Source organism: Mycobacterium sp. 4858 (assembly GCF_900240975.1).
Taxonomy (GTDB): Bacteria; Actinomycetota; Actinomycetes; order Mycobacteriales; family Mycobacteriaceae; genus Mycobacterium.
In genome coordinates this window covers 3,599,105-3,614,891 of record NZ_LT968776.1, presented here as the reverse complement: position 1 = coordinate 3,614,891, position 15,787 = coordinate 3,599,105, and the positions used below count along the sequence as shown (strand labels likewise).

Sequence of the window (15,787 nt, the reverse complement as noted above, 5' to 3'; positions counted from 1 at the left end):
GACGCGCACCTCCCTTGAGATTCGCTACCCGCGGCGGCCCGAGCTCAACCCTAGACATTGCATTTGGGCCCGACAACCTGAAGCCAATGCGGCCTTGGCAGGATGCTTGCGTGGGTGATGCGCTGCATGTCACGGCCTACGTGCTGGCCGGCGTCGCCGCGGTCGAAGCCGTCGCACTCGCCGTGCTGGCGCGGCTGCTGGTGCGCAGCCGCCAGGAGATCGAGGAGTTGCGGCACCAGACCGACACCCGCAATCAGCTGCTGTCGGGTGGGCGCGAGGCCGTCAAACGGGTGTGGAACACCGCAAACCTGCTGCGCAAAGAAGGCTTCGGCGCCGTCGTGCGCAGTTCGATCGAAGAGCTCGCCGACTGGGCGGAAGTGGAGCGTCCGGACCTGGCGCGGGTCACGCCCGACGGCCGGGTGGTGATCCTGTTCTCCGACATCGAGGAATCCACCGCCCTCAACGAACGCATCGGCGACCGCGCCTGGGTCAAGCTCATTGCGGCGCATGACAAGCTCGTGTCGGACCTCGTACAGCGGCGCTCCGGGCACGTGGTGAAGAGCCAGGGCGACGGCTTCATGATCGCCTTCGCCCGCGCCGACCAGGCGGTGCGGTGCGGCATCGACTTGCAGCGCGCGCTACGCAAGGACGCAAAACGCAAGAGGCACGAGGAGATTCGGGTGCGGATCGGCATCCACATGGGTCGCTCGGTGCGCCGCGGCGACGATCTGTTCGGCCGCAACGTCGCGATGGCGGCGCGGGTGGCGGCGCAGGCAACCGGTGGCGAGATCCTGGTGAGTCAACCGGTGCGAGACGCCCTGTCCGACTGCGACGACATCCACTTCGACGACGGGCGCGACGTCGCACTCAAGGGTTTTTCGGGTGATTACCGGTTGTTCGCCGTCGAGGCCCCGGCCGATCCGGATCGGGACTGAAAGCCCTCGGCGTCGTACTCGGCCAGCCGCTGATGCAGGCGGGACCGGACCTCGTCCGCGGTGTAGGCGCGCCGTTTCCGTTCGTCGCGAACCACCAGCGCGCCTCCGGCGACGACGCCGGCGACGCCGGCCAGCCCGAGCCACTTCCACACACTGCGCATGACCCCAGAGTATTCGCGCTGTGATTAACTTGTGTGCTCTTGCAACGCCGAACGGGCTCAAGCAGGAACTGCCGCATCGAAACCCTTCGCGACGAAGTCGCCGTCATCACCGGGGGTACCGGATCTCCCGGACACCCGATCGAAAGGCGGACCCAATGGCTGACCCCCGCGCCGAAGGCCTGAGCGTGTTCAGGGACATGGTGCCCGGCCTGATCCCGGACGACGCCACCACGCTGCGCGACGGCGGCATCGCCGACGAACTCCTCGAGTTGGGCGTCGACCACGTCTTCGGCGCGCTGTGGGCCCGGCCCGGGCTGGATCGACGCTCCCGCAGCCTGGTGACGCTCGGCGCGCTCATCGCCCTGCGGGCCACCGACGAATTGAAATCTCATTTCAAGATCGGGTTGCGCAACGGGCTGAGCATCACCGAGATCGAAGAGGTGGTCTACCACATGGCGGGCTACGCCGGCTATCCCGCCGCCAATGCGGCGCAGAGAGCCGCACGAGAAGCCCTCGCCGACTCATGATGCTGGCCCTGCATCAGGCGCTGAATGAGACGCGCACCGGCGATCTCTGGCTGTTTCGCGGCCGCTCGCGGCCCGACCGCGCGATTCAGACGTTGACGAACGCGCCGGTGAATCACGTGGGTATGACGGTGGCCATCGACGACCTGCCGCCGCTGATCTGGCACGCCGAGCTGGGCGACAAGCTGGTCGACATGTGGACCGGAACCAACCACCGCGGTGTGCAACTCAACGATCTGCACCAGGCCGTCCTGCAGTGGACGCAGCGCTACGACCAACGGTGCTGGCTGCGCCAGCTGACGCCCAACCCGACCCGCGAACAGGAGAACAAGCTGCTGCGGGTGATCGCACGGATGGACGGCACCGCGTTTCCCACCACCGCTCGGCTGACGGGCCGCTGGTTCCGCGGCCGGCTCCCGACCATCAACGACTGGGTGCGCGGAATCCCGTTGGTGGACAACAAGGTTCGAGAGCAGACCCGACGCCGGCGCGAAGAACGCAAGATGAGCCTTTCGACGGCCTATTGCGCGGAGACGGTGGCCATCACTTATGAGGAAATGGGATTGCTCGACACGGACAAGAACGCGAATTGGTTCGATCCGGGCAAGTTCTGGAGCGGCGACACGCTTCCGCTGGCTCCCGGCTATCGACTGGGCGACGAAATCACGGTCACCGTAAGCGAAGTCGGCTAGTCGACCGACATCTCCCCCATCTCCGACCAGCCCGACGCGTCGATCGTCTGGTTGATGATCTTCGGGGTCGACTTCAGGGCCTGCGGTAGCTCCCGCATCGCCCGCTGGAAGTGATCGCTGTTGACGTGGACGCCGCCCGCCTCAGCGTCACGGAAGGCCTCCACCAACACGTACTCGGCCGGATTGTCGAGGCTGCGCGACCACTCGAACCAGAGGTTACCTTCCTCGGCGCGGGTGGCGGCTGTGAACGAGGTGACGAGCTCTGGCCAGCGGTCCGTCCACTCGGGCTTGGTCTCGAACTTGACGACGATGAAGATCATTGCCGATTCCCGCCTAGGTTCGTCCTCAAGGTTGGGCCCGCTCGATCCCGGCGAGCAGGGCCAGCATATCCGCCGACCGTCCACGCCGGCTGCGGCCTCGCCGTCAGCAAAGTATGCCCCGGGCATCTTATTCGACACCCGGGGCACACTTTCGCATTGATTCCGTACAAATCGATCGCGACCGATCCGACGCGCGGCGTGGTCCATCTCACAAACCTTGCACGAACCGATCCATTTCACTCGGCTACCGGTTCCGCACTATTCACGTGTCTTATACACGTCAAATAGCACGACAATAGGCAGAGACCTTTACGAATCGAATTCGTTAGGGATTCGCAATTCCGGGATCGCCGGGCGGCGGCAATTCGGCAGGGCGCCCTCGCCATCCGGTGGCATCGGCAGGAACATGTGGTGGGTGAAGCCGGCCTGGTAAGCGCCCGCGCCGCCGACGTGCACGCCACCGCGCTCACCACTGGACACCGGCGTCCCGTCGGGCAGCGTCGCGGCCGTGTGGCCGCCGTTCCACCCGATCACGAGGGCATTGGGGGCGGTTCCGTATTGAAACCCGCGCGCCAACAAGGCCGCCTCTTCATTCCCGGTGTTGAACCGGTTTCCGAAGACCGGCCTGTCGGACGCCGCGTTGGCAACCCACGAAACGAGGCCCGAGCAATCCGTCCCGGCGGGAGAATCTCCACCCGGAATATAGGGCGTCCCGGAGACCTGATTGATCAATGACATCAATGTTGCAAGAACTACCATGGCCGGCGACGCTAGCAATGACAGTTATTGTTCACCAAAAATTGTGGCGCAGCTCATTCGCAAACAGGATAATGGCCTTCGCCGCACTTCAGCAAATGCGGCGCGGCGCCTTGGGCCCGCTACCAGCAAACTATTGCACTCACTTGTAGTCGAGCCCGCGCTCGGTTTCGGACGTCTCCCGGTCGATGCTGGCCTGGTCTCGCTTGACACGGGCTTCCCCGCGGGTCACTCGGTCGGATTCGCGGCCCAATCGCTCACGCTCGCGCTCTGCGGCCGTGCCCTCGCGCTCATCCGCCACCCGCTCGCGCTCATCCGCCGCCCGCTCGCGGTCGTCCGCGATTCGGTCGCGCTGGTCGGCGACCCGATCTCGTCTTCCCGCCAGCCACTCGCGCCTTCTGACCTCGGCCTCGCGGTCTTCGAGCCCCTCCTCGCGCTCATCGAGCGCGGCGGCCCGGCGTTCGAGTTCTTCCGGCGTGTCCGGGCAGTCGTCGGTGACCACAGACAACCTTAACGCCGGGCGGGCCACCGCGCACCGGTGACTACTCGCCGTTTACCGCCCGGGCCGCGTCACCTGACCGAGCGCCGTTTACCGGGGTCGAAACCCCTTGTGCCGCAGTCATACTCCGAACTTCGCACGCGCCTCGGCCGTGACGGGAGTGAACAGGTTGACGAGGTTTCCATCCGGATCGCGTAGCAGCACTGCCCGGTTGCCCCACGGCATGGTGGTCGGCGCCGTGACGACCTCCGGGACGCGCCGGTGCAGCCGGTCGTATTCCGCGTCGACGTCGTCCACCATGAACTCGACGATCACGCTGCGGTTGGCCGCGGGTTCGGCGGATCCGGCCGCGAACAGCGGCACGGTCTTGTCGCTGCCGATGGCCAGCGTGCCCGCCGACGTCGGAATCTCGGCGAAAAGCTCGTTGGCCCATACCGCGGGAACCTCGGTGACCGTCTCATAGAAATCGACGAGCCGGCTGACGTCGGCGGTGATGATGCGGGTGGAAACGAAGTTCATGGCGCCCTCCTGACTGCCGTGGCGTGCACGCTTGTGCGACGAGGGCATGCTACGGAGCACCTCCGACAAGGAGGTGGCCCTTTCGTGCTGGCCTTAGACCGGGGTCCAGATGCCGTGGTTCCAGAAGCCCCAGTTGCCGGCGCCGGTCGGGTTCCACATCAGCTGAGCCCCGGGCGCCCACGTCGGCGGGGGTGGTGGCGGCGGCGCCCATGCCGGCGGGGGGCCCCACGGCCCGGCGCCCGCCGGGAAGCTCTGCCCCGCGTGACCTTGCCAGTCGTGGCACTGGTTCCAGTCCCAGTTGTAGACGTTGCCCCAGCTCGGGTCCCAGGGATTGCCCGGGCACCAATGAGAGGCCGGCGCCGGCGCCGCGTGGCCGATTCCCCCCGTCAACCCGAAGGCGGACAACGCCAACGCGCAACCCACAATGATCTTCGTAGACCGGGGGGACCAGTTCATGGCATCCGATCATATCGGGCGGGCAGGGTCCGCCTTGCCTGCCAGGCGACGCCCGGGACCGTGTTGGCCAGGTCCGGCCGGCTCTTGGTGAGGGCGCGGATCGCGCGATAGAACGACCAAAGTTGCCGCGGGGTAGGGATTTTCGGTATCCACGCCAGCTCCCAGTGAATGCCGTTGATCGGGTCGTCGAAGAACACTGCGTAGTAGCCGGGCCAGTACTGCGGATACTCTTTCGGCTCATCGGTAACGGGAACACCCCGGTCCAGCAGAAACCCGCGATGGAAGCGGTCGACCTCTCCCCGGCTCCGCGCCCACAGCGCGATGTGGTTGATGCCGACCGCTTGGTCGTGGTGGGAAAGCTTCGCCCCGGTGCGGGCGGGCTGGATACCGATGTAGCTGTGCGGGTTCACATGCCGCGTCATGTAATACGTCGACTCGTATTCCATGTTGAGCGACGAAAAGCTGCTGTACCCGAGCCAGCCGAACAACGCGTCGTAGAACGCGATCGAGTCGTCGTAGTCGAGCACGGCGAACTCGACGTGACACACACCCCGCCACCGCATCAGGCTTTCTCCCGTATCTGCCGACCAGCCACGTTGAAGCTGAACTTCACCGGCGAACGGAACCATCCGCGCCCATGAGGTCTCATCATCTGTTCACAGCCGAGAGTGCGGCGACTACGCGCGCCGTACTGTAGAGCCGCACCCCGATACGGGCGAGATCGGCAAGCCTCTCATCGCTGGTCTGCGACACCGCATCGGTGGCTAGTGCTGTTCGAAAGTCGCGCTCGCTGGCATCGAACAATGTCGCGCGCGGGCAGTTCGGTAGGTTGCACCCGGCGACGAGCACCGTGTCGCAGCCCTCCCCGTGCAGCCACTCCTCGAGCTGAGTGCGATGAAATGCGCTCCAGCGAGGCTTGAACAGGATCACCTCTCTGCTCCCGACGTGCTGTAGGCGTCCCTCAGCAAGAAGCGCCGAATCGAGAGAAACCGCAGGTGGCAGGACCCCAGCGGCCGGCTCAGCGCCGCTCGAACCCGGCACGACGAGCCGGGCACCTTCCTCTACGGCCCGACGTCGAGGAAGGTCCACGTCCGATCCGCCCGGCTCATAGAGACGGACAACGTGAACGATGGGCCGCCCCGCCGACCGAAAAGCTCGGGCCAGCTCTATGACATTCGGAACGACGGATGACGTGCCGGGCACGGGAGAGGCACCCTCATCGAGGAAATCCCGTTGGAGGTCAATCACCACGAGCGCCGCTGCGCCCCAATGCGGCTCGGTGTAATCATCCATGATTTGCCTCCGACGCCCTCGGGATCGGCCACCCATTCGTCAACTTCATCGTCGCAGATGCAGAACGGCCGCCCGACACCCTGTCGAACCGGAACTCCGCCGGATCCCGTCGGCGGCCGCCCCAACCAACTGGGTGGGTGCGTGGTTACATGTATCAGCCTGGCCGCCTGACCCCCAAAGTCGGCGACGCAGGTTCAGTCCAGTCACCTTCGCCTGTCGAAGTTCAGGAGAAATCATGGCCGATGCCGATGCCGCAGCGATCCGAGCGACGCGAGGCAACTGGATCAGCGAGCACCTCGACACCTACCTGGCCTCCGGTGGCGCACGGGGCCACATCATGGATGTGAGTGCGGTCGGTGGCCGCGAGATGACGACGCATTGCCTGATCAGGTGCGTGGGCCGGAAGTCGGGGAAGGTATATGTCAGGCCATTGATCTACGGCAATTTCGGTGGCGAGGTCGTGATCGTCGCGTCAAAGGGGGGCGCCGATGCGCATCCGGGGTGGTATCTGAATCTCCTGGAGAGCGACACGATCGGCGTGCAGATCGCAACCCAAGCATTCGAGGCGACGTGGCGGGAACCCGAAGGCGAAGAGCGCCATCAAGTCTGGGCATACATGGCGCACCTGTACCCGCCGTACATCACGTATCAGCAGTCGACCAGCCGCCAAATCCCGCTGGTGATGTTGACGCTCGGACGGCCGATCGACGTCTTCACCGCGGACAGTTCCTCAACCGCCTAACGAGCTGCGGCTTCGCTCTAGACGTTGAACCGGAACTCCACCAGATCGCGTCAGCGATAAACGTCACGCCGGTGTGCGATGTGGATGATTCTGACGACCACGTGGTCCTCGAAAACCCGATATATGACTCGGAACTCGCCGCGCCGAGCCGAATACCGACCCTCAAGCTGACCACGAAGTGGCTTACCAACGCGGTAGGGATTTTCGGCTAGCGGTCCTCGGATGAATTCCCAACACGCGACGGCGACGGATTCGGGCAGCGATTCGGTGAGCGCCCGTTTCGCAGCTGCGGTCAGTTCAATTCGGTAGCTCAACGTGGGAGCCGGCCGGTGGCGCGCATCTCCTCGGTCACTTCGTCCAGCGTGAAGATCTCGTCATCCTGCTCAGCCGCTCGAACCTCGCGCATCAAATCCGAGTCGCTGAGGATGGCCAGCGTTTCCATGATCGAGTCATAGTCTTCGGCACTCAGGATCACCGCAGCACGGCGCCCCTGTCGAGTCACTTCGATGCGTTGGTGCGTGCGCACCGCCTCATCGACGAGTTTGGAGAGGTTTGCGCGGACCTCGGCGAGCGGCAGCGTCGTCATGTACAGAATTCTAGCGTGATGCGTTACGCCCGAATAGCCGTCGCGAGGGTTCTGTGGATCCAGACGACTTCGACCTAGAGTGCATTCACTGATTCGGTGCTTCAATCATCGGCGTGGCAGGCAGAGCGCCGAACGTTTGGATAAGGCCCTACTGGGATGAGTTCTTGGAAGACGGACACTCCGCCACGAGCGTCGACCCTGCGTCGTCACGCCGCGCATATCAGCACTGGCACTTAGCCGAGGAACTATCACAAACAGTCGCCCCAAACGACATAGTCCGAGGCACGATTGTGCAAAAGCTCTGGAATGCAGTCGATTCGAGAGTGCGCCTACTGCATGAGCTGTATCAACTCCGACAACTTGCCCGGACTCTCGGATGGGAGTCGGACAAACCAAATCTTCTCGAAATTCTTGCGCGCCTTGGACTCGTACGACCACTTGCACTCCAACAGCTGCAAGCAATTCGAAACTCGGTAGAGCACGCTGACCGCGGAGCGCCAGCCCACGACGCGTGCCTCAATTTTGTCGACATCGTGTGGTATTTCTTGCGCTCAACCGACCTCTTCGCCTCTCGCGTCATCACCGGCTTCGGTCTGGCTGGCGGACACAGCGACGGCGCTGGCGAGAATCCCTATTTCGCCTCGTTCGATTTCGAAGACCGCAACTGGCTGCCCGAGTTTCACGGGCGGTTACCTTCGACGGACGTAAGTGAGTTCATGTCAGACGAGGCACTACCTATTCGGCTGGAAAACCTACGAGAAATCGATGCCGACACTATTTATGTCATGGGACAGGTCGTGCCGCCGACGCGCATGCTCTTCGACCTCGTCCGGCGCTATTTCTTGGTAGACCTTCCGGATCACTTCCGGCCAGTGGACGACCTCTCGCGTCGGCAATTAGCGATTTAGGTCATACGTTGAACCTGAACTCCACCGCATTCAGTCACCGAGCAACGTGTCGGCGAGACAGGTAGCGCAGGTGAACGGTGCCGTCGTCGAAAAGGCTGTGCCCGGCGAGAATCAGATCCTGGCGCACGCCGTCAGGCAGGGCACGTAAGCCTCCGCCCACCATCTTCGGCACCACGAAGAACTGGAACTCGTCGATGAGGCCAGCCCGGATCGCAGCGGCCGCGGTGGTGGGCCCGAAGATCTCGACTACGCCCTCGGCCTGCGCGACGATCCGCTTCAATTCGGCCAAGCGCAGATCGGGTACCAGGCGGACACGGTCCGACTCGATCCCCTCGTGCGTCAGCGTCGACGAAACCACCACTTTGTGGATGCCTCGCCAGCGCTGGGCGAACTCCCGTTCCGCCGCGGCCCACTCTTCCTCCGCTGGATCGGTCTCCCAGTACTGCATCAGCGCGTAAGTCTTCCGCCCTAACACTTCGGTCGACACCTCAGCCATGCGGTCGACATGCGCGGCGAACACCGGATCGCTCGGTGCCGACCACTGGAAGTCGCCGCTGCCGTCGGCAACGTAGCCGTCGAGAGAGACCGTCGCGGTGTAACAGAGGGTTCCCACGGTATTAAGGACCTCCGCGATCGACAGAACTCATCGAGCCTCAGACGTTGAAGCGGAACTCCACCACGTCGCCGTCGGCCATGACGTAGTCCTTGCCCTCCATCCGGACCTTGCCGGCCGCCTTGGCCGCCGCCATGGAACCGGCGGCGACCAGGTCGTCAAAGGACACGATCTCGGCCTTGATGAAGCCCTTTTCGAAATCGGTGTGGATCACCCCGGCCGCCTTCGGCGCGGTGTCGCCCTGGTGAATCACCCACGCCCGCGCCTCTTTTGGGCCCGCGGTCAGGTACGTCTGCAGCTTGAGGGTGTGAAAGCCGGCGCGGGCCAGCGCGTCGAGACCGCGTTCGCTCTGCCCGATCGATTCCAGCAGTTCGGCCGCCGACTCGTCGTCGAGCTCGTTCAGCTCGGCTTCGATGGCCGCGTCCAAGAACACCGCGTCGGCCGGCGCCACCAGCTGCCGCAGCTCGGCGACCCGCGCCGCGTCGGTCAGCACCGCCTCGTCGGCGTTGAAGACGTACAGAAACGGTTTGGTGGTCAATAGGTTCAGCTCCCGCAGCAGCGACGTGTCCACACCGGCACCGAACAGCGTCTTGCCGCCGTTCAAGGTCTCCTGGGCTGCGACGGCCGCGTCGTACACCGGCCGGCGTTCCTTATTGGTGCGAGCCTCTTTTTCCAGCCGCGGCAGGGCACGCTCGAGCGTCTGCAGGTCGGCCAGGATGAGCTCGGTCTCGACGACCTCGATATCCGACCTCGGATCCACCTCACCGGCCACGTGGGTCACGTCGTCGTCGGAGAACACCCTGACCACCTGACAGATGGCGTCGCATTCGCGGATGTGGGCCAGGAACTTGTTGCCCAGGCCCGCGCCCTCGGACGCGCCCTTGACCAGGCCGGCGATGTCGACGAACGTCACCGGCGCCGGGACGGTGCGCTCGGAGCCGAACAGCTCGGCCAGCTTGTCCAGGCGCGGATCGGGCAGCGGAACGACCCCCTCGTTCGGTTCGATCGTCGCGAACGGATAGTTGGCCGCCACCACGTCGTTGTGGGTCAGCGCGTTGAACAGAGTCGACTTACCGACGTTGGGCAGACCCACGATTCCCAGGCTCAGGCTCACAGGGACCCAAGTCTAGGGGTCGGCGGCGGCGCGGGTCGCCATGGACCTTTCGTGGGCCGCTCACGAGTAGGGCCATGGCACGCCCGGGATCGCTACGAGGTATTTACGGGGCTTTCGGCCCATTGCCGGTACGGTCTACATGTGTCAGGACAGCGGCCGAAGTCGGCGGTGGAGCCATCCCACCGTTCGATCCACCCGAATATCCCAGGTATCCCGTGGTATGCCGCCCTGCTCCTCGCCGTCACCGCCACCGCGATCGGTTACGGAATCGACGCCGGCCACAAGGAGCTGACCCATGTCTTCGCCGGCTTCTATATAGCCGGCTGCGTGGCGGCGGTACTGGCGGTGCGCCAGGACGGGCTGTTCACCGCGATCATCCAGCCCCCGCTGATACTTTTCTGCGCGGTGCCCGGCGCCTACTGGTTGTTCCACGACGCCAAAGTCGGCCATCTCAAGGACCTGCTGATCAACTGCGGCTATCCGCTCATCGAACGCTTCCCGCTGATGCTGGGAACCGCCGGCGTCGTGCTGCTGATCGGGCTGGTCAGGTGGTATTTCGGCATGTCGCAGCGGACGACCGCCGACCCGAAGACCTCCGACGACGCCGAGTCCGCCGACGTGAAGTCCGTGGTCAGCGGGATCATCGCCAAACTGCGCGACATGTGGCATCCGGAGTCCGACGCCGAGGACGCCGACGACGTGGCCCCCGCCAGGGCGCGGCGCGACCGCGGGGCCGGCAGCTCGTCCCGCGCCCGCCGCACGGCGCGCAGCGACCGGTCCGCCGCGCGTTCCGCCCGAGCCCGTTCCCGGCATTCCCGGGAACCGCTGGACGACGGGGCCGAACCCGGCGAACGGCGCTCGAGTCGGAGAAGCTCGGCGACCGCCCGGGACTACGACGCCGCGGAACCGCCCCGGCGCGCGCGGCGCCGCCCCAGGCCGGACGCGGATTCGGATTCGCGCGGCCAATCGCCCCGGGAAGGCCGACGGGAACCGCGCACCCGCCGCAGCCCCTACGAGCGGCCCGCGCCGCGGAGCAGCCGATTCGACGGCTATGAGCCGTACGACCCGCCCGGGGCCTCGGAGCACTTCGGTCGGTATGACAGCTACGACCGCTATGAACCGACGTATGAGCCGAGGCGCCGCCGCCCCGCCGCGAACGGCAACAACGGGACGCATCACCCCATCTCGCAGGTCCGCTACCGGGGGGCCGGCGCGGCGGACGAGCCGGCGGCCGAGCGGCGCCCGGAGCGCCGCAACCGCTCACGGACGTATGGGCGGCCGCAGCGGCCCCCGACGGAATCCTGGGAATACGACGCCTGAGCGCCCAACGGCTACAGCAGTGACCGGATCTCGCGCGGCAGCGCGAACACCAGGGTTTCCTGGGCCGTGGTGACCGGCTGCACCACGTCGAAGCCGTAGTCGGCGAGCCGCTCGAGGACACCACGCACCAAGACCTCGGGGACGGAGGCGCCGGAGGTCACGCCCACGGTGGTCACCCCGTCCAACCAGGCGGGGTCGATGTCGTCGGCCCAGTCCACCAGGTGGGCGGCCCCTGCCCCGCCGCCCAGGGCCACCTCGACCAGCCGCACGGAGTTCGACGAATTCTGCGAGCCGACGACGATCACCAGCTGGCACTCCGGGGCCATCGCCTTGACGGCGACCTGCCGGTTCTGGGTGGCATAGCAAATGTCGTCGCTGGGCGGGTCCTGCAACTTCGGGAACCGTTGCCGCAGCCGGTCGACGATCTCCATGGTCTCGTCGACCGACAGCGTGGTCTGCGACAGCCAGACCACCTTGTTCTCGTCACGGACCGTCACGTTGTCGACCGCGGCGACCCCGTCCACCAGCTGCACGTGGTCGGGCGCTTCCCCGGAGGTCCCGATGACCTCTTCGTGGCCCTCGTGCCCGATCAGCAGGATGTCGTAGTCGTTGCGGGCGAACCGGCGGGCCTCGTTGTGCACCTTGGTCACCAGCGGGCAGGTGGCGTCGATGGTCTTCAGGTTGCGTGCGGCGGCCGCGGCGTACACCGTCGGCGCGACCCCGTGCGCGGAGAACACCACGATGGACCCCTCGGGCACCTCGTCGGTCTCCTCGACGAACACGGCGCCGGCCTTTTCCAGCGTGCTCACCACGTGCCGGTTGTGCACGATCTCGTGGCGCACATACACCGGTGCGCCGTGCTTCTCCAGCGCGCGTTCGACCGTCTCGACGGCCCTGTCCACCCCCGCGCAATAGCCACGCGGCTCGGCCAGAAGCACTCGCTTGCGGGCTGGATCGGTGGCTACCGAGCTGGACGCACCGGGAATTCCCATGTCGACAGTCGGCGGCATGACACCCAGGGTACGTTCCGCGGACACGGGGTCGCCAGCTCGCGCCGGCGCGCTTGGAGTTAGCCGCCGCTTGAGGCAGTCTTGGTCCCATGGCTCACGCACCGTATGGAGTTCGGCTGCTGGTCGGCGCGGCGACAGTCGCCGTCGAGGAGACGCTGAAGCTGCCGAAGACCATCCTCATGTACCCGATGACGTTGGCCAGTCAGGCGGCGCACCTGGTGATGGTTTTTCAGCAGAACCTGGCCGAGCTGGTGATCAAGGGCGACAGCACCCTGGAGAGCATCTTCCCGCCGAAGGACGAGCAGCCGGAATGGGCGACCTTCGACGAGGACCTGCCCGATGCGGTAGAAGCGCCCGGCACCGAGCCCGGTGCCGGCGAAGGCGACCGCCGAACCGAGGGCCGGTTCGCGTTGTACTCGCTCGCCGACGCCGCGTCCGATGCGGCCCCGTTGAAGCAGGGCAGGAAATCCGAGGACGCGCCGGCGGCTCCGCAACCGTCGGTGGTGACCGAGCTGGATTACGCGACGCTGACGCTGGCGCAGCTGCGGGCGCGCCTGCAGTCGCTGAGCGTCGACGAACTCGAAGCCCTGCTGGCCTACGAGCAGGCCACCAAAGCCCGCGCTCCGTTCCAGACCCTGCTGGCCAACAGGATCACCCGCGCGAACGCGAAGTGACCCCGGCCGCACATTCCGAACCCAACTCCGCCGAGAACCCGTTTCCGGTGCGCGCGGTGGCCATTCGCGTCGCCGGCTGGATCGACAAGCTCGGCACCGTGTGGGTCGAGGGGCAGCTGGCCCAGATCAGCGCGCGGCCCGATTCCAAGACGGTGTTCATGGTGTTGCGCGACCCGGCCGCCGACATGTCGCTGAGCGTGACCTGTTCGCGCGACCTGGTGGCCAACGCGCCGGTGAAGCTGACCGAGGGCACGCAGGTGGTGGTCTGCGGCAAGCCGTCGTTCTACACCGGCCGGGGCACCTTCTCGTTGCGGCTGTCCGAGATTCGTGCCGTCGGCGTGGGCGAGCTGCTGGCCCGCATCGATCGGCTGCGCCGGCTGCTGGACGCCGAAGGGCTCTTCGACCCCCGGCTCAAGCGACCAATCCCCTTCCTGCCCAACATGATCGGGCTGATCACCGGGCGGGCCAGCGCCGCCGAACGCGATGTGACAACCGTGGCAACCGGACGCTGGCCCGGGGTGCGCTTCGCCGTGCGTAACACCGCGGTCCAGGGCCCCAACGCGGTGGCGCAGATCGTCGAGGCGCTCTACGAACTCGACCGCCACGTCGAGGTCGACGTCATCGTGGTGGCCCGGGGCGGCGGCAGCGTCGAGGACCTGCTGCCGTTCTCCGACGAGACGCTGTGCCGCGCCATCGCCGCCTGCCGCACCCCGGTGATCAGCGCGGTCGGTCACGAACCCGACAACCCGCTGTGTGACCTGGTGGCCGATGTGCGCGCCGCCACCCCCACCGACGCGGCGAAGAAGGTGGTGCCCGACACCGCCGCCGAGCAGCGCCTGATCGACGACCTGCGCCGGCGAAGCGCGCAGGCCCTGCGCAACTGGGTGTCTCGCGAACAACGCGCCCTGGCCCAGGTCCGCAGCCGGCCGGTGCTCGCCGAACCGTTGAGCGCACTGACGGCGCGCGCCGACGAGATCCACCGCGCCCGCTCGGCGATCCGCCGCGACATCACCCGCCTGGCCGCCGCCGAGACGGAGCGCGTCGGTCACCTCAGCGCGCGGCTGGCGACGCTGGGCCCGGCGGCGACACTGGCCCGCGGCTATGCCGTGGTGCAGGCGGTGCCGGCCTCCGGGCCGCCGGTGGTGCTGCGGTCGACGGCCGATGCCCCGGCGGGCAGCCGGCTGCGGGTCCGGGTTGCCGACGGCGCGGTCGCCGCCGTGAGCGAGGGGCCGACCGATGGCCGATAAAGTGCCCGACAAAGGAGACCAGTCAATTACGCCCATTAGTAGCCTGGGCTACGAAGCGTGCCGTGACGAGCTGATAGAGGTCGTCCGTCAGCTGGAGCAGGGCGGCCTGGATCTAGATGCGTCGCTGACGCTATGGGAAAGGGGCGAGGAACTCGCAAGACGCTGTGAGGAGCACTTAGCTGGCGCCCGCAAGCGGATCGAGGATGCGCTCGCGGCCAGCCAGCCGGACGACGCCTGATTTGGCCATTCAACGAAAGTTTGAGCCGTGACTTTTTTTCAAATTGGAACACGTTTCAGTTATGCTGCGGCCCATGGCTGATGCATCACTGACCACCGAACTCGGCCGCGTCCTGGTCACCGGCGGCTCCGGGTTCGTCGGCGCCAACCTGGTCACCACACTGCTGGACCGCGGGTATCGGGTGCGGTCGTTCGACCGTGCGCCGTCACCGCTCGCACCGCACCCGCAGCTGGAGGTGCTCGAGGGGGACATCACCGACACGGCGGTGTGCGCGCAAGCGGTGGACGGCATCGACACGGTCTTCCACACCGCGGCGATCATCGACCTGATGGGCGGCGCGTCGGTGACCGACGCGTACCGGCAGCGCAGCTTCGCGGTCAACGTCGGCGGCACCGAAAACCTCGTGCACGCCGGGCAGGCGGCCGGGGTGAAGCGATTCGTCTACACCTCGTCCAACAGCGTCGTGATGGGCGGCCAGAACATTCCCGGCGGGGACGAGACCCTGCCCTACACCGACCGGTTCAACGACCTGTACACCGAGACGAAGGTCGTCGCCGAGCGATTCGTGCTGTCGCAGAACGGTGTTGGCGGGATGCTGACGTGTGCGATCCGGCCCAGCGGCATCTGGGGCCGCGGGGACCAGACGATGTTCCGCCGGTTGTTCGAAAGCGTGATCGCAGGCCACGTCAAGGTGCTGATCGGCCGCAAGTCGGCGCGGCTGGACAACTCCTACGTGCACAACCTGATTCACGGCTTCATCCTGGCCGCCGAGCACCTCGTCCCCGGGGGCACCGCTCCCGGCCAGGCGTACTTCATCAACGATGACGAACCCATCAACATGTTCGAGTTCGCGCGGCCGGTGGTCGAGGCCTGCGGGGTGAGCTGGCCCCGGGTCCGGGTCAACGGCCCGATGGTCCGCGCGGCGATGACCGGCTGGCAGCGGCTGCATTTCCGATTCGGCATACCCGCTCCGCTGCTCGAGCCGCTGGCCGTCGAGCGGCTGTATCTGGACAACTACTTCTCGATCGCCAAGGCGCGCCGCGACCTCGGCTATGAGCCGCTGTTCACCACCGAGCAGGCGATGTCGCAATGCCTGCCCTACTACGTCGACATGTTCCGGCGCATGAAGGACGAAGCGCAGCAAGGCAATACCGCCGCCAAGCCGACGGTCTAACCCGCC

Annotated in this window: 22 protein-coding genes and 1 pseudogene; 10 read left to right on the top strand and 13 right to left on the bottom strand. The window is 66.2% G+C overall.

The annotated features are described in order from the left end of the window. Positions 1-110 precede the first annotated feature (110 nt). The gene (locus C1737_RS25875) at positions 111-935 is read left to right on the top strand and encodes an adenylate/guanylate cyclase domain-containing protein (protein WP_369804535.1); all 825 of its coding nucleotides are present in this window, start codon (positions 111-113) and stop codon (positions 933-935) included. Here C1737_RS25875 and C1737_RS25870 read toward each other — a convergent pair. Then, positions 887-1,096, bottom strand: coding sequence for a hypothetical protein (locus tag C1737_RS25870; protein WP_067924603.1), 210 nt, complete (start codon positions 1,094-1,096; stop codon positions 887-889). The two genes, C1737_RS25875 and C1737_RS25870, sit on opposite strands and share 49 nt — an antisense overlap. Before the next feature lie 155 nt (positions 1,097-1,251). Here C1737_RS25870 and C1737_RS25865 point away from each other — a divergent pair, with 155 nt between their 5' ends. Together C1737_RS25865 and C1737_RS25860 are read left to right on the top strand one after the other, a co-directional pair. Next, positions 1,252-1,623 carry a carboxymuconolactone decarboxylase family protein gene (locus tag C1737_RS25865; RefSeq protein WP_067924601.1) on the top strand — a complete coding sequence of 124 codons (372 nt, stop codon included), beginning with the start codon at positions 1,252-1,254 and terminating at the stop codon, positions 1,621-1,623. Then, positions 1,623-2,312, top strand: a complete 690-nt coding sequence (locus C1737_RS25860; RefSeq protein WP_068098351.1) for a guanylate cyclase — start codon at positions 1,623-1,625, stop codon at positions 2,310-2,312. Before C1737_RS25865 ends, C1737_RS25860 begins: the two co-directional genes overlap by 1 nt. Here C1737_RS25860 and C1737_RS25855 read toward each other — a convergent pair. The 7 genes and pseudogenes from C1737_RS25855 to C1737_RS25825 form a co-directional block, all read right to left on the bottom strand. Continuing rightward, positions 2,309-2,632 (bottom strand): putative quinol monooxygenase, encoded by a 324-nt coding sequence (locus C1737_RS25855; RefSeq protein ID WP_067924598.1) that lies wholly within the window; start codon positions 2,630-2,632, stop codon positions 2,309-2,311. The two genes, C1737_RS25860 and C1737_RS25855, sit on opposite strands and share 4 nt — an antisense overlap. Positions 2,633-2,998: 366 nt before the next feature. Continuing rightward, a pseudogene (locus C1737_RS25850) lies at positions 2,999-3,391 on the bottom strand (peptidoglycan endopeptidase); the annotation flags it as partial. A 139-nt stretch (positions 3,392-3,530) separates the two neighbouring features. Then, complete coding sequence (locus C1737_RS25845; RefSeq protein WP_067924592.1) at positions 3,531-3,890, bottom strand: hypothetical protein; 360 nt, start codon at positions 3,888-3,890, stop codon at positions 3,531-3,533. Positions 3,891-4,007: 117 nt separating this feature from the next. Further along, positions 4,008-4,406, bottom strand: a complete 399-nt coding sequence (locus C1737_RS25840) for a VOC family protein (protein WP_067924590.1) — start codon at positions 4,404-4,406, stop codon at positions 4,008-4,010. Positions 4,407-4,499: 93 nt separating this feature from the next. Beyond that, positions 4,500-4,862: a hypothetical protein gene (locus tag C1737_RS25835; protein ID WP_197514334.1), complete on the bottom strand. Its 363-nt coding sequence runs from the start codon at positions 4,860-4,862 to the stop codon at positions 4,500-4,502. Beyond that, positions 4,859-5,425, bottom strand: coding sequence for a VOC family protein (locus C1737_RS25830; RefSeq protein ID WP_067924588.1), 567 nt, complete (start codon positions 5,423-5,425; stop codon positions 4,859-4,861). The genes C1737_RS25835 and C1737_RS25830 overlap by 4 nt, the downstream gene beginning before the upstream one ends. An 85-nt stretch (positions 5,426-5,510) precedes the next feature. Beyond that, positions 5,511-6,155, bottom strand: coding sequence for a cysteine hydrolase family protein (locus C1737_RS25825; RefSeq protein WP_068093739.1), 645 nt, complete (start codon positions 6,153-6,155; stop codon positions 5,511-5,513). Positions 6,156-6,390: 235 nt separating this feature from the next. Here C1737_RS25825 and C1737_RS25820 point away from each other — a divergent pair, with 235 nt between their 5' ends. Further along, positions 6,391-6,897, top strand: a complete 507-nt coding sequence (locus C1737_RS25820; RefSeq protein ID WP_102419792.1) for a nitroreductase/quinone reductase family protein — start codon at positions 6,391-6,393, stop codon at positions 6,895-6,897. A 50-nt stretch (positions 6,898-6,947) separates the two neighbouring features. Here the strand turns inward: C1737_RS25820 and C1737_RS25815 are convergent, their stop codons facing one another. Both C1737_RS25815 and C1737_RS25810 read right to left on the bottom strand, forming a co-directional pair. Next, positions 6,948-7,211 carry a type II toxin-antitoxin system RelE/ParE family toxin gene (locus tag C1737_RS25815; protein WP_082962333.1) on the bottom strand — a complete coding sequence of 88 codons (264 nt, stop codon included), beginning with the start codon at positions 7,209-7,211 and terminating at the stop codon, positions 6,948-6,950. Continuing rightward, entirely contained in the window at positions 7,208-7,483 is a 276-nt protein-coding gene (locus tag C1737_RS25810) for a type II toxin-antitoxin system Phd/YefM family antitoxin (RefSeq protein WP_067924575.1), read from the bottom strand. Before C1737_RS25810 ends, C1737_RS25815 begins: the two co-directional genes overlap by 4 nt. Positions 7,484-8,016: 533 nt before the next feature. Between C1737_RS25810 and C1737_RS25805 the strand changes: the two genes are divergently transcribed. Then, a complete protein-coding gene (locus C1737_RS25805; RefSeq protein WP_102419791.1) occupies positions 8,017-8,391 on the top strand; it encodes a hypothetical protein in 375 nt (124 codons plus the stop codon). A 34-nt stretch (positions 8,392-8,425) separates the two neighbouring features. On the opposite strand, the gene C1737_RS25800 is transcribed toward C1737_RS25805, so the two are convergent. Continuing rightward, on the bottom strand, positions 8,426-9,004 hold the full coding sequence (locus C1737_RS25800) for a dihydrofolate reductase family protein (protein ID WP_102419790.1): 579 nt from the start codon (positions 9,002-9,004) through the stop codon (positions 8,426-8,428). 40 nt (positions 9,005-9,044) lie between these two features. After that, complete coding sequence (ychF, locus tag C1737_RS25795) at positions 9,045-10,118, bottom strand: redox-regulated ATPase YchF (protein ID WP_102419789.1); 1,074 nt, start codon at positions 10,116-10,118, stop codon at positions 9,045-9,047. Positions 10,119-10,259: 141 nt separating this feature from the next. Between ychF and C1737_RS25790 the strand changes: the two genes are divergently transcribed. Next, the gene (locus C1737_RS25790) at positions 10,260-11,438 is read left to right on the top strand and encodes a DUF6542 domain-containing protein (RefSeq protein WP_199182941.1); all 1,179 of its coding nucleotides are present in this window, start codon (positions 10,260-10,262) and stop codon (positions 11,436-11,438) included. An 11-nt stretch (positions 11,439-11,449) separates the two neighbouring features. Here C1737_RS25790 and C1737_RS25785 read toward each other — a convergent pair whose 3' ends face one another. After that, positions 11,450-12,448: a 4-hydroxy-3-methylbut-2-enyl diphosphate reductase gene (locus C1737_RS25785; protein WP_067924564.1), complete on the bottom strand. Its 999-nt coding sequence runs from the start codon at positions 12,446-12,448 to the stop codon at positions 11,450-11,452. 89 nt (positions 12,449-12,537) lie between these two features. On the opposite strand from C1737_RS25785, the gene C1737_RS25780 reads away from it, so the two are divergent. From C1737_RS25780 to C1737_RS25765, 4 genes are all read left to right on the top strand, one after another. Beyond that, entirely contained in the window at positions 12,538-13,122 is a 585-nt protein-coding gene (locus tag C1737_RS25780) for a lipid droplet-associated protein (RefSeq protein WP_068051834.1), read from the top strand. Beyond that, the gene (gene xseA / locus C1737_RS25775; RefSeq protein ID WP_102419787.1) at positions 13,119-14,369 is read left to right on the top strand and encodes an exodeoxyribonuclease VII large subunit; all 1,251 of its coding nucleotides are present in this window, start codon (positions 13,119-13,121) and stop codon (positions 14,367-14,369) included. Before C1737_RS25780 ends, xseA begins: the two co-directional genes overlap by 4 nt. Further along, positions 14,359-14,607, top strand: coding sequence for an exodeoxyribonuclease VII small subunit (locus C1737_RS25770; protein ID WP_102419786.1), 249 nt, complete (start codon positions 14,359-14,361; stop codon positions 14,605-14,607). Before xseA ends, C1737_RS25770 begins: the two co-directional genes overlap by 11 nt. Before the next feature lie 61 nt (positions 14,608-14,668). Further along, entirely contained in the window at positions 14,669-15,781 is a 1,113-nt protein-coding gene (locus C1737_RS25765) for an NAD-dependent epimerase/dehydratase family protein (RefSeq protein WP_068058510.1), read from the top strand. Positions 15,782-15,787: the final 6 nt, after the last annotated feature.